Here is a 13,002-nt window from a genome sequence, read left to right on the forward strand (position 1 = left end):
CGCATCCGAGCCCGCCCGCCACCGTCAAACCCGCTGGCTGTGGATGAATTTGCGTTTGTGGATAACTCGGCGGCGAGGCCGGAAATAAACCGCACCCCCATCCGGTTACAACCAGCATCGCTTATAGAACATCGTTCTATAAGGTGGTCACACGAGATAGGAACGCACATGACGAACGTCGTCTTCATCCACGGACTGTGGGTCGCGCACACCGCATGGCAACCGTGGATCGAACACTTCGAAACCCAGGGATATCAGGCCTTCGCCCCGGCGTGGCCCGGCGAGCACGCCACCCCCGAACAGACCCGGCTCCATGCCGCCGACCAGGCGGGCAACGGTATCGACGAGTTGACCGAGTACTTCGCGCGCTACCTCGAGCAGTTCGACGCCCCGCCGGTGGTGATCGGGCATTCGTTCGGCGGTCTCATCGCCCAGAAACTGTTGGGACAGAACAAGGCAGCGGCGGCCGTCGCGATCGATCCCGCCCCCATCAAGGGCGTCAAACCGCTACCGCTCGCCCAGTTACGTTCCGCCTTCCCCGTTCTCGGCAACCCGCTCAACAAGGGTCGGGCCAAGGGGCTGACCGAGGCGCAGTGGCGTTACGGATTCGGAAATGTCCTGCCGCAGGAGGAATCCGATGAGTTGTGGGCGAAGTGGGCCATCCCGTCGCCGGGCAAGCCGCTCTTCGAGGCCGCCTCGGCGAACKTCGCCAAGAACTCGCCGGCCGCGATCGACACCGGCAACAGCACCCGCGGCCCGCTGCTGATCACCGGTGGCACCGCGGACCACACGGTTCCGCTGGTGAGCACCAAGGCCACCCACCGGTTGTACGAGAAGTCCGGTGCCATCACCGATTTCCACGAGTTCGAGGGACGCGGACACTCGCTGACCATCGATCACGGCTGGCGCGAGGTCGCCGATGTCTCGCTGCAGTGGTTGGCGCACAGGAAAGTAGCCTCGCAGGCATGACGCCACGCCGGCGCACCGCCAGCCACGAAGTCTCGGCCGCGTTGCTCAACGCGGCCGAGGCCGTGCTGGATCGCGACGGCATCGACGCCGTGACCGTGCGCGCCGTCGCGCACGAAGCGGCGGTCGCCCCCATGAGCGTCTACAACCGGTTCGAAAACAAGGACGGCCTCGTGGTCGCGCTGGCGACCCGGGCACTCGGGGAGCTGGCCGCGGCCATTGACGCACCCGCGGCGGTTGAGCCCGTCGAGCGATTCCTCACGGCGTGCCGCAACTACCGGGACTTCGCCCTGCGCCACCCGGCGCGCTACTCGCTGATCTTCGGGGCGGGCAGCCCGCTGGAGGATCAGTCGTCGGCGGTGGCGGCGACCGGCCGGGCGGTGTTCGACACCCTGACAGCGTTGATCGAGGCCATGAGAACCCCTTCTGCTCAGCCGGATTCGCCCGAGGCTGCGCAGATCGTGTGGGGCGCGATTCACGGTGCGGTCACCATCGATCAGGTCGGTATCGGGCAGACCCCGGACAGTGACGCCACCTTCGAGAACCTGCTGGCGCTGATGGTCGGAAGCCTGTCGGACTACAGGTAGGTGGGTAGCTCCGGGTCACCGGCGGAAAGGTTGATGGGCAGCTTGCCGGCCGCCGACGCCGCCGAGGACAGGGCTCTGCCGACCGGACCCGCGACCACGCCGGCGGCCGCGTGGAGCACCCGGATACCGCTTCGGGTGCGCGGGTTCATCAACTGCAGCATCCTGGGCCGGATGAGGGGCGCAGCATCGATGAAGGGCTTCATCAGCCGCTCATGGCGAGCCAGCGCCCCGAGCACATCGTCGCCGGAGCCGAGTTCACCGGCCAGGACGTACGCGCCGATGAGCGCCAGACTGGTTCCTGCACCGCCGAAGGTCGCGTTGCAGTGCGCGGCATCCCCGAGCAGAGCGACGCGCCCCTTACTCCACGCCGGGCTGCTCATCTGCCCCACCGACGAAAAGTACATCGGCGCACCGGCATCGAGTTCATCCAGAATCCGGGGAGTGGCGCCGCCGAGATCGTCGAAGGTTCGCCGCAGGATGGTGTTCAGGTCCTCGCGGCCCAATTCGTCCAGACCGCGCACATCGGAGACGAAGCTCAGCATGGCGCGGGTGGTTCCGAGGTTGTCCGGCCGCAGGTGCACCGAGCGGGACTCGGTCGCGTGCTGCCAGCTCCACCAGTTGTCGTCGTCATCGCGCCGGGGGATGGTCGCGTAGGCGATGTACATACCGAGATCGTTGACCTCGGTCGCGGCGACGAAGCGCCGCGAACGTGAGTGCAGGCCCTCGGCGATGACCACCAGATCGGCGTCGAGAGCGTCACCGTCGTCCAGCGTGACGGCGACGTGCTCGCCGTGGTCGACCACATCGGCAATCTGGGTGCCGAACCGGAAGTCGGTCGAATCGGCGTGTTCGATCAGGATGCGCGACAATTCGCCGCGCAGGATCTCCAGTTCCGCCGTGGGCCCGTCGGTTCCGGGCGAGACGGGAAATGAGGCCGCCGTCGAACCGTCGGCCCGCAGGAAACGCATCCCGACCTCGGTGGTGTTGGCCGCCCGCACGTCGGCATCGATGCCCATCCGCCGCACCACCTCGCGGGCGGCGCCGCGGATATCGACGTTCTGCCCCTCGTCGCGACGGTCGGGATAGCGCTCGATGACGGTGGTGTCCCAGCCGTTCGCCGCGAGTTGACGAGCCAGGGCGGGTCCGCCGATACCGGCGCCGGAAATGACAGCGTGTTGAGCCACCCTTCGAACGTAGCCGCTGGTTCTGTGAGACCGCGCGCGCCGTAGTCTCGGTGGCCATGACCATCACCGTCGACGAGATCCTGGTCGCCGACCCGCCGGAAGCCTGGACCGCCGCCGGGTTCACCGTCTCCGAGGGCATCTGCCGGGTGGGCGACGTCGGTATCCGGTTGGTCGGGCGGGACTGCGGCACCGGCATCGTCGGGTGGTCGCTGGGTGGAGTCGACACCTCTGAACTCGACGGCATCCCGACGAGCACGTCCGACGCGGGCCCCGCGGCACCCGCCGAGCACGCCAACGGTGTCACCGGGATCGACCACATCGTGCTGTTCTCACCGGACCTGGATCGCACCGTCTCGGCGCTTGCCACCATGGGTGTGGAGCCGCGCCGGGAACGGCTGGGCGAACTCGGCGGCCGGCCGATCCGGCAGATCTTCTTCCGATTCGGTGCGGTGATCATCGAGGCCGTCGGCTCGCCCGACACCGCAGGCGAGGGGCCCTCGACGCTGTGGGGGATCACCTACAACGTCGCCGATATCGATGAGACCGCCGCCTACTTCACCGGCCGCACCACGCGGATCAAGGATGCCGTGCAGCCGGGCCGCCGGATCACCACGGTGCATCATCAGGAGTTCGGTATGTCGGTGCGCACCGCAATGCTCTCGGCACCTATTCTCAGCACATGACCGACGACCCGGTGGTGATCCACACCGACGGCGGGTGCCGTCCGAATCCCGGTCCCGGCGGGTGGGGTGCGGTGCTGCGCCAGCGTCAGCACGTCCGCGAGATGTGCGGGGGCGAGCCCGGCGAGACCAGCAACAACCGGATGGAACTCACCGCGCCGATCATGGCGCTGGAGGCACTGACCCGGCCGATGGTGGTGCATCTCTACACCGACAGCACCTACGTGCGCAACGGCATCACCAAGTGGGTTCTGGGCTGGGAGCGCAACGGATGGCTCACCGCGGCAAAGCAACCGGTGAAAAACGTCGATCTGTGGCAGCGCCTGCAGGCCGCGTGCGCGCGGCATCAGGTCGAATGGTTCTGGGTGAAGGGGCATTCCGGTGTCGCCGACAATGAGCTCGCCGACGTGCTGGCGACCCGCGGGCTGCAGGAAGCCATCGCCAACGCGTGAGGAGGAGGCGCCGACAGCGCCCCCTCCTCGACCCGAGCGCTAACTCACCGCTTCGGCAACCCGATTCGCCGCCAGCATCGACGAATAACCGGACTCCTCCACCTCCCGGCAGTGATGCTGATAGACCTGGCCACCACCCATGTAGACCAGGAACGCTTCCGGCTTGCCGGGCACGTTCTCGCCGAGGAACCACGCCTTGGCCTTCTTGCCCTCGGTGTACATCACGGTGGCCTTGCCGGTGCGCTCGGTTTCCTGGGCCCACCATTCCTCGGACTCGGGCGTGGCTTCGAAGACGTCGACGCCGTTGTCCCGCGCCCAGCTCAGCGCCCGCTGCAACCATTGCGCGCCGAGCTGGATCGGCACCACCAGGTTGGAGTACGGCGTCTGCGGGCCCAGTGACATGAAGAAGTTCGGGAAGCCGTGCACGCCGATACCCAGGTTCGAGCGCAGCCCGTCGCGGGCCCACCTGTCTCGCAGCGTGATTCCCTCCCGGCCGATGATGTCGATATTGGTCAGGGTGCCGGTCATGGCGTCGAAGCCGGTGGCGAAGATCAGCACGTCGAGTTCGTACTCGGTATCCCCGACGCGCACCCCGTTCGGGGTGATCGCGGTGATCGGTTCCGAGGCGGTGTCGACCAGGCGGACGTGGTCGAGGTTGAACGCGTCGTAGTAGCCGTGACCGGTGGGCACCCGTTTCCCGTTGAACGAGTATGTCTTCGGGCACAGCAGGTCGGCAGTTGCCGGATCCTTGACGATCTCGCGGATCTTGGACCGGATGAACTCGGCGGCCAGTTCACTGGCCTCGTGATTCACCGCCAGATCGTTGAAGCACTCGTTGGCGAAGTGGAATCCGCCCTCGTTCCACTTCCCCTCAAAGATGGCGCGGCGCTGCTCGTCGGAGACCTCCAGCGCGCTGAACTCTGCCGGCTCCATGGCAACCCCGAACGGGTGATTCGCGGCCTTCTCATAGATCGCGTCGTAGTTGTCGCGCAGCCAGGTCATGTCCTCGGCGGTGACGGCGTCGTTGCTCGTTTCCACCACGAAGTTGGGGGTGCGCTGGAACACCACGAATTCGTCTACCTGCGGCGCGATCTCGGGAACGATCTGGATTCCCGAGGCGCCCAGTCCGATCAGGCCCACGCGTTTTCCGGCCAGGTCCACGCCCTCGCGTGGCCAGTGCGCGGTGTGGTACTTCTCCCCGGCGAAGGTGTCGATGCCGGGGATGTCGGGGTAGATCGCCTGGGACAGCACACCCATGCCGCTGATGAGGTACTTGGCGGTCACGGGTGCGCCGCCTTCGATCTGCACGGTCCAGGTGTTGGTGTCCTCGTCGTAGCGCGCGGACTGCACCCGGGTGTTGAGCCGGATGTCGCGGCGCAGGTCGAGGCGGTCGGCGACAAAGTTGAGATAGGCCAGCACCTCTCGTCCCGCGGGGTAGCGCTGCGTCCAGGACCACTCCTCGCGCACCTCCTTGGAGAAGGAGAAGGAGTAGTAGCTGTATTCACTGTCGGTGCGGACCCCGGGATAGCGGTTGGCCAGCCAGGTGCCCCCGACGCCGTCCTGGGCGTCGAGAACCACGGTGTCCAAGCCGATCTCGCGCAGATGGTGCAGGATCGCCAGGCCGGAGAAGCCGGCCCCGATCACGATGGCGTCATGCGTTTCGATGGTCATACTGAACTCCTAGACGGATTCGGTGGTGCGCTGATGGGCGTTGGCGGTGCGGCGAGCGTGGTACCAGGCGGCCATCGTCGCGATGGCCGCGTCGGCGGCGTCGTGCTGTCCGGCTTGCAACGGGAAGACATGCTGCTGACCGGTCGCCACGTCGAAGGTGACGTCGACGCCGGCATCCCGCACCAGCATGTGCAGCCGGGTGGCGTCGGCGTACAGCGATTCGATATCGGCCGCGGTGATGTAGAGCGACGGGAATCCGGTGAAGTCGGCGTACAGCGGGTTCACCAGTGGATCGGCCGGGTCGGCGCCGCCGGAAAGGTAGCGGTCGATGTTGCCCTGCAACCCTTCTCGGGTGATCAGGAAATCGGTGGCATCGTTGGTCACCAGTGTCTTGCCGGTGTTCTCCATGTCCAGCCACGGCGAGATCGTCATCACCAGCCCGGGTGTGCGCTGCCCGCCGCGCAGCATGCGCAGGGTGGTGGCGATGGCGATGTTGGCACCGGCACTGTCCCCGACGAAGCTGATGTCGGCCGGGTCGGTGCCGTCCTGGACCAGCGCCTGGAACACCGCGGTGGCATCGTCGAGCTGGGCGGGGTACGGGTGCTCCGGGGCGCGCCGGAAATCGGCGACGAACGCGGTGGCGCCGAAGGCACTCGCCACGTGGCCGGCGAACTTGCGGTGGCTGGCCGATGAGCCCAGAGCGAATCCGCCGCCGTGTAGGAACACCAGCACCTGTGCCGGATCGGCTGTCAGTGGCCGGACGAGAATGCCGGGCACACCACCGATCTCGGTGGTCTTGTAGGTGACATCCTCGGGTTCGGTGGTCACCCGCTGCCAGTCCTCGAACAGCCACCGCATCAACCGCAGCGACATCTCGGGATTGGCAATGAACTCCTCGGTCCACTCGGCGTAGATGCGGCCCAGTGGGTCCGTCGGTTGGGGCGTCATGGGTTCTCCTGATCTGGTCAGCAGCGGCTGTGACCTGCCGCACTGCAGCCAGTCTGTGGTCGGTCGAGACACTCCTTTCCGGGTGTCGCAAATTGACGCACTGCTGTCTCACCGTGACGCAGGTCACTGCGACACCGGGGGCGCGCGACAGGCTTCAGACACCTACTCACAGGAGAAGCTCATGAACCGTCTGCACGACAAGGTCGCCCTGGTCACCGGCTCCTGCCGGGGTATCGGGCACGCCATCGCGGAGGCCTTCGCCCGGGAGGGCGCCACCACCATCGCGACCGGGCGGTCCAAGACCGACGAGGCGTTCGGCCCGCGTTCGGCGGGTATCGATTACCGCCAGCTCGACGTGTCCTCCGAGGAGGACTGGACGACCGTGATCGACGACGTACTCGACCGCTACGGCCGTATCGACGTGCTGGCCAACAACGCCGGCATCATTGCCTACCAGTCACTGCACGAGCTGAGCGTGGCCGAATGGGAACGGGTCATCGCCACCAACCAGACGGGCACCTTCCTGGGGATGCGCTCGGTGATCCCGCACATGGTGAGCCGGCGCAGCGGATCGATCATCAATGTGTCGTCGATCTGGGGCAACGCCGCGGTGGCCGGCGCGCATGCCTATCACGCCACCAAGGGCGCGGTGCGCAACATGTCCAAGAGCGCGGCGATCAGCTACGCCAAGGACAACGTCCGGGTCAACTCGCTGCACCCGGGGTTCATCAAGACCCCGCTGACCGACTCACAGGAAGTCGAGATCAACGAGTTCGTGGTGGCACAGACGCCGATGGGGCGTGCCGGTCTACCGGAGGAGATCGCCCACGGTGTGGTGTTCCTGGCGTCGGACGAATCGAGTTTCGTCACCGGCTCCGAGCTGGTGATCGACGGCGGTTACCTGGCGCAGTAATGTTATCCAGATAAATTGTAGGTCTTGAGCTTTCGGTGGATCGTGGCCCGCGAGACACCGAGCAGCTCGGCAGCTCTGGACCGGTTTCCGCCGGCCTCCTGCAGTGCGCGGCGGATGGTCTCCATCTCGGTGCGCTCGATCATCGACCAGGAGCGGTGCGCCCGTAGCGAATCGGGCAGCTGGTCGAGTTGCACCACGCCGCGGCTGCCCTCCCCCACCAGTTGCCCCACCAGCGTGCGGAGTTCGGCGAGATTGCCCGACCAGCCCGCGGCCTCCAGGGCCCGGCGGGCATCATCGCTGACCGTCAGGCGCAGACCCGGTGATCGTTGTGCGACAAAGGCATTCCACAGCGACGCGATGTCCGCGGTGCGCTCCCGCAGTGGTGGCACCCACACCATCGCCACACCGAGCCGGGTGGCGGCCGCCTCGGCATCGGCCTGGGTGGGCGCCGTCGCCGTCATCAGGATTGACCCGTGGCCGCTGTCGGCGTCGATCAGGCCGCGCAGCGCTGCCAGCGCCTGCGCGTCGAGGTTCTCCACCCCGCGCACCACGACCCTGGATGATCCGGTGACGGCGTCGGACAGTTCCTGCAACCAGACCTGATCGCCGACGATCTGTCGCTGCGCGGTGTGCACCACCGTCACATCGTCGTGCACCGCACCAGGCCGGTACGGACGGCCCAGTGCCAGCGAGGTTTTCCCGGTACCAGGCTCCCCGGCGATCAGCAGCGCGGTGCGGGCCGCGATGTGCCTGCTGACATGATGCGCCGCCGTCAGCCACGACTTCGTCTGCCCCACAAGACCGCCCGGCGACGGACGGCCGTGCGCGAGGCTCACCCGCGGCGCCGGCCGCAGCGCGGCAACCACCCCGGCGCCGCCGTCGAGCACGCTGGCGTCGATGGCGGTGGTACCCACCGACAGCTCGGCGGTCAGGCGGGCATCGTGGCGCAGTCCCGCGGTCAGGTGCCCGATCAGGTCGACGTCGGTCTGGGTCAGCTCCCCCGCCCGGCGGCTGCGCATCGTCAACCCGTCGGGGCCGAACGCCACCACCGGTCCATCATGTCGCGCGGAGCCGTCGAGGAACGCCGCCAGGATGGCCCGCGATCCGGGCTGGGCGACGTCGAGCACGTGCTGTTGAAGTTGCGCGGCAAGTGAATTCGTCAGTGGCAGCAGCAGGCCGCTGCGCTCGTCGATCTTCGTCGACATGGTGACCGCGGCCAGCAGCTTCCCGGTGATGGGATGCCACACCGGCGCGCCCGTGCACAGGGCGTTGGAATAGACGTCGGCGAAATGCTCGGCGCCCTCGATCAGCACGCTCTTCCCCGAGGCCAGGGCGGTACCCACCCCGTTGGTGCCGACGGCATCCTCGGCCAGCACCGCACCGCGGACGGTGCCCAGCCGGTCCAGCTGGTTCATTGCCGATGAGTCCAGCGACCACCGCTGCACGATGCGGCCCTGCGCGTCGGCGAGCAACAGACCCATGCCCGACCCGGCGAGGTCCTCGGCGGCGCGAGCCATCGGCGCCTGGAACATCTCCAGCAGGTGGTTGTCGATCAGTTCCTCGTCGACGCGCGGCACATCGCGGACATTGGCCGGGGCGCCCAGCGCGCTCTTGGACCGGCGCCACGATTCGAGCAGGTCCGGTGGCACCGCGAGATCCGGGTCGGACGCGGTCAGGAACTGCGCACGAAGCTCCTCGAGCCTCGATCCGGTGGGCCGTGCCGACACGAACAACTCCTTGCGTCACGCATTCGGGGCGTCGCCGGCGAATGCGATCTGGATCACAAAATCTTAGCCCTGATCCTGCGGCCGATCGGCGCCATGCCCGCGGACTGTCTCAAAAAGATGCAGTCRTATCCGGGGTCACATGTGCGCCCTAGCGTGATGCAGCATGACAACGACGCTGGCAAAACCCTCTGCGACACCCTCCGGGACGGCGCTGGTGCACGGCCACCGCGTCCCCACCGGACTGTTCATCGGTGGCCGCTGGCACAGCACCGACGACACCTTCGCCGTGCTCGACCCGGCCACCGGGGAGCAGATCGCGACCATGTCCGACGGCGGCGCCCTGGACGCGGAGGCCGCGCTGGACGCGGCGGCGGACGCGCAGCAGCAGTGGCGCCGTGTCGCCCCGCGGATGCGGGCAGAGCTGTTCGGTCACGCCCACCGGCTGCTGCTGACGCGCGCCGAGGAGTTCGCCGACGTGATGACCGCCGAGAGTGGCAAGCCGCTGGCCGAGTCGCACGCCGAGTTCGCGCTGTCCGCGGAGTTCTTCCTCTGGTACACCGAGCAGATCGCGCACCTGCACGGCAGCTACGCGCCGTCGTCGCACGGCGGCTACCGGGTGATCACCACCCACCAGCCGGTCGGGCCCGCGCTGCTGATCACCCCGTGGAACTTCCCGATGCTGATGATCGCCCGCAAGGCCGGTGCGGCGCTGGCTGCCGGCTGCCCGGTGATCGTCAAGTCCGCCAAGGAGACTCCGCTGACGTGCGCGCTGTTCGTCGAAACCCTGCGCGAGGCCGGCTTTCCCGACGGTGTGGTCAACCTGATCCACACCACGGAATCGGCCGCGGTCTCGGCGGCGCTGATGGCCGATGACCGGTTGCGCAAGGTGAGTTTCACCGGGTCCACCGGGGTGGGTGCCACCCTGCTGGAACAGGCCGCCCCGGGCATCATCAACACCTCGATGGAACTCGGCGGGGACGGCCCGTTCATCGTCCTGGACGACGCCGATATCGAACTCGCGGCGCAGCAGGCCGTAGTGAGCAAGTTCCGCAACGCCGGGCAGGCCTGCGTGGCCGCCAACCGGATCATCGTGCACAGTGCGGTGGCCGAGGAGTTCACCGCGCGGTTCGTCGAACTCACCAGGGAGCTCACGGTCGGCAACGGTTTCGAACCCGGTGTGGACGTCGGGCCGATCATCTCCGAGCGGCAACGCGACACCGTCGTCGATTTGGTCGAGACGCTGCAGGCCACCGGCGCCGAACTGCTCGTCGGCGGAGGTGCCCGTCCGGGCGCCGGGTACTTCTTCGAACCCACCGTCTTCCGGGTGCACAACCGCCCCGAGGAGCTCTGCAGCAGAGAACTTTTCGCGCCCGTTGCGACCATCTACCAGGTGGACTCGACCGCCGAGGCGATCGCCTTCGCCAACGACACCAAGTACGGGTTGGCCGCCTACGTGTTCACCAGGGATCTGTCGCGGGCCGTCGCGGTCGGCGAGCGGCTGGACTTCGGCATGGTCGGCGTGAACCGCGGCATCATGGYCGACCCGGCGGCGGCGTTCGGCGGCGTGAAGGCTTCCGGGCTCGGCCGCGAGGGCGGGCACGACGCCATCTACGACTACCTGGAGCCCAAGTACCTGGCCGTCACCGTCAACGAGGAAGAGGGCCTGTCATGACCGCCACCTTCGCTTCACCGGTGCACACCGCCAATGAACTGGGCGTCGGGCTGCTGCGTCAGCCGTCGATGGTGCTGTTCGGTCCGGGACAGCGCCGGCAGATCGCCCGGGTGGTGCAGGGTCTCGCCGAGCGTGTCCTGGTGGTCACCGACGCCCGGATGGCGGCCAGCGCGGAGTTCGTGCGGATTGTGGAAGAGATTCAGCAACAGGGTGTTTCGGTGTCGGTGTACGACGGGACCGAGCCGGATCTACCGCGCCGCAACGTCGTGGACGTGGTCGAGCGTTTCGGCGGCAGTGCCATCGAAGCCATCGTCGGTATCGGCGGCGGATCGTGCATGGATCTGGCCAAGGTCGCCTCGGTGGTGCTCCGGCATGGCGGTGACGTGCGCGACTATTACGGGCAGTTCCTGGTGCCGGGGCCCGGCATACCGGTCATCACCGTCCCCACCACCGGGGGCACCGGAGCCGAAGTCACCTGTATCTCGGTGGTTTTCGACGAGGAGCAGGGCATGAAGGTCGGTGTCGCCAGCCCGCACCTGGAAGCCCACGCCGCGATCATCGACCCCGAACTGACGCTGACCTGCCCGGCCGGGCTGACCGCGGCGTCCGGCGCGGACGCGCTGTCGCACCTGATCGAATCCTTCACCGGCAGGGCGAAGAACCCGGATGCCGACCAGCTGGCCGGCACCTTGTACGCCGGCAAGAATGTGCTGGCCGATGTGTACGCCCGCACCGGTCTTGCGCTGCTGAACAACTCGCTGCCCGCGGTGGCCGCCGATCCGTCCGATCTGGCGGCGCGCTCGGACACCCTGTTCGGTGCGTACTGCGCCGGGATGGCCATCAACACCGCGGGCACCGCCGGGGCGCACGCGATCCAGTCCCCGATCGGCGGCCTCACCCACACCCCGCACGGTTTCGGTATCAGCGCGCTGCTGCCCTATGTGATGCGCTACAACCTGCCGGCCCGCATCCCGGAGTTCGCCGAGATCGGCCGCATCCTGGGCGCGTCGGATGCATCGGATCCCCTGGAAATCCAGGCCCGGTCGGCGATCCTGCGGATCGAGACGATCTTGGAGACCCTGGGTGCCCCGCTCGATCTGCGCTCCCTGGGGCTGGAGCCCAAGGATTTCGGGTTCGTCGCCAAGCAGGCCATGCTGGCCACCCGGTTGACCGCCAACAATCCCCGCGACCTGTCTGCCGAGTCGGTGGTGTCGATCCTGGAACGCGGCTATGACGGCGACCGGAGCTGGTGGCAGCTGTGAGGGTGGCCGTACTCGGTGCGGGCTCCATCGGGGTGTCGTTCGCGATCCTGTTCGCCTGCCGCGGTGTTGACGTCGCGGTATTTGACCCGTTCGAGGACGCGCTGCCGCGGGCGGCCGCCGATCTTCGCGAACGCCTCAAGCAACTGGACCTGGCCGACCCCACCGCCATCGAAGCGCGGGTGCGGTTGACCACCGATCTGGAGGATGCACTCGCGGGCGCGACATTCGTGCAGGAGTGCGCCCCCGAACGCGTCGACCTCAAACAGGACCTGTTGGTGCAGGCCGCCGTTGGGACGCCTGCGGAGGTGCCGCTGGCCAGTTCCAGTTCGGCGATCGTGCCGAGCCGACTGGCCGAGGGGCTCGACGTCTCGGTGGCAACACGGATTCTGGTCGGCCATCCCGGCAACCCGCCGTACCTGTTGCCGGTCATCGAGGTGGTGCCGTCCGCGGTCACCGCCGAGGCGATCATCGGGCGCGCCACCGAGATCTACCGGTCGGCCGGTCTGCGACCGGTGCTGGTGCGCCGCGAGGTCGAGGGGTTCCTGTTCAACCGCCTGCAGGGTGCGCTGTTGCGCGAGGCGTACTGCCTGGTGCGCGACGGGGTGGCGACCGTCGACGACATCGACGAGGTGGTGCGCAGTGGGCTGGGTTTGCGCTGGAGCTTCATCGGGCCGTTCGAGACGGCCGATCTGAACACCCGCGGTGGTATCGAATCGCATGCCGCGAAGATGGGCCCCGCCTACGCGCGCATGGGGGCCGAGCGCGGGCAGCATGACCCGTGGACACCGGACCTGATTGCCGAGGTCACGGCACAGCGCCGGGCGTTGCTCGACCTCGAGGATTGGGATGAACGGGTGCGCTGGCGGGACCGACAGTTGATCCGGATGCGCGCACAGAACGCGGTGTGATATCCATCGCCTCGCACCCGTCTGGCTTTGCA

At 67.6% G+C, this 13,002-nt stretch carries 12 protein-coding genes; 8 read left to right on the forward strand and 4 right to left on the reverse strand.

Features of this window, described 5'->3' with window-relative positions:
• Positions 1-168: 168 nt before the first annotated feature.
• The gene (locus tag AC1DTF_RS03975; protein WP_477473121.1) at positions 169-969 is read left to right on the forward strand and encodes an alpha/beta hydrolase; all 801 of its coding nucleotides are present in this window, start codon (positions 169-171) and stop codon (positions 967-969) included.
• Positions 966-1,553, forward strand: a complete 588-nt coding sequence (locus AC1DTF_RS03980) for a TetR/AcrR family transcriptional regulator (protein WP_477473122.1) — start codon at positions 966-968, stop codon at positions 1,551-1,553. Before AC1DTF_RS03975 ends, AC1DTF_RS03980 begins: the two co-directional genes overlap by 4 nt.
• Here AC1DTF_RS03980 and AC1DTF_RS03985 read toward each other — a convergent pair.
• The gene (locus tag AC1DTF_RS03985) at positions 1,544-2,737 is read right to left on the reverse strand and encodes an FAD-dependent monooxygenase (protein ID WP_477473123.1); all 1,194 of its coding nucleotides are present in this window, start codon (positions 2,735-2,737) and stop codon (positions 1,544-1,546) included. The two genes, AC1DTF_RS03980 and AC1DTF_RS03985, sit on opposite strands and share 10 nt — an antisense overlap.
• 56 nt (positions 2,738-2,793) lie before the next feature.
• On the opposite strand from AC1DTF_RS03985, the gene AC1DTF_RS03990 reads away from it, so the two are divergent.
• Positions 2,794-3,420 (forward strand): glyoxalase, encoded by a 627-nt coding sequence (locus AC1DTF_RS03990; protein WP_477473124.1) that lies wholly within the window; start codon positions 2,794-2,796, stop codon positions 3,418-3,420.
• Positions 3,417-3,869, forward strand: a complete 453-nt coding sequence (gene rnhA / locus AC1DTF_RS03995) for a ribonuclease HI (RefSeq protein WP_477473125.1) — start codon at positions 3,417-3,419, stop codon at positions 3,867-3,869. The genes AC1DTF_RS03990 and rnhA overlap by 4 nt, the downstream gene beginning before the upstream one ends.
• 39 nt (positions 3,870-3,908) lie before the next feature.
• Here rnhA and AC1DTF_RS04000 read toward each other — a convergent pair whose 3' ends face one another.
• The gene (locus tag AC1DTF_RS04000) at positions 3,909-5,540 is read right to left on the reverse strand and encodes a flavin-containing monooxygenase (protein ID WP_477473126.1); all 1,632 of its coding nucleotides are present in this window, start codon (positions 5,538-5,540) and stop codon (positions 3,909-3,911) included.
• Between the two features lie 9 nt (positions 5,541-5,549).
• Positions 5,550-6,488 (reverse strand): alpha/beta hydrolase, encoded by a 939-nt coding sequence (locus AC1DTF_RS04005; protein ID WP_477473127.1) that lies wholly within the window; start codon positions 6,486-6,488, stop codon positions 5,550-5,552.
• A 181-nt stretch (positions 6,489-6,669) separates the two neighbouring features.
• Between AC1DTF_RS04005 and AC1DTF_RS04010 the strand changes: the two genes are divergently transcribed.
• Complete coding sequence (locus AC1DTF_RS04010; RefSeq protein ID WP_477473128.1) at positions 6,670-7,401, forward strand: SDR family NAD(P)-dependent oxidoreductase; 732 nt, start codon at positions 6,670-6,672, stop codon at positions 7,399-7,401.
• Between the two features lie 2 nt (positions 7,402-7,403).
• Here the strand turns inward: AC1DTF_RS04010 and AC1DTF_RS04015 are convergent, their stop codons facing one another.
• Complete coding sequence (locus tag AC1DTF_RS04015; protein ID WP_477473129.1) at positions 7,404-9,128, reverse strand: sigma-54-dependent Fis family transcriptional regulator; 1,725 nt, start codon at positions 9,126-9,128, stop codon at positions 7,404-7,406.
• Between the two features lie 163 nt (positions 9,129-9,291).
• Between AC1DTF_RS04015 and AC1DTF_RS04020 the strand changes: the two genes are divergently transcribed.
• The 3 genes from AC1DTF_RS04020 to AC1DTF_RS04030 are packed head-to-tail and all read left to right on the forward strand — an operon-like array spanning position 9,292 to position 12,970.
• Positions 9,292-10,800, forward strand: a complete 1,509-nt coding sequence (locus tag AC1DTF_RS04020; protein WP_477473130.1) for an NAD-dependent succinate-semialdehyde dehydrogenase — start codon at positions 9,292-9,294, stop codon at positions 10,798-10,800.
• Positions 10,797-12,062, forward strand: a complete 1,266-nt coding sequence (locus AC1DTF_RS04025; protein WP_477473131.1) for an iron-containing alcohol dehydrogenase — start codon at positions 10,797-10,799, stop codon at positions 12,060-12,062. Before AC1DTF_RS04020 ends, AC1DTF_RS04025 begins: the two co-directional genes overlap by 4 nt.
• Positions 12,059-12,970: a 3-hydroxyacyl-CoA dehydrogenase gene (locus tag AC1DTF_RS04030; RefSeq protein ID WP_477473132.1), complete on the forward strand. Its 912-nt coding sequence runs from the start codon at positions 12,059-12,061 to the stop codon at positions 12,968-12,970. The genes AC1DTF_RS04025 and AC1DTF_RS04030 overlap by 4 nt, the downstream gene beginning before the upstream one ends.
• Positions 12,971-13,002 lie beyond the last annotated feature (32 nt).

This window comes from Mycobacterium sp. P4_H6, from assembly GCF_056400845.1.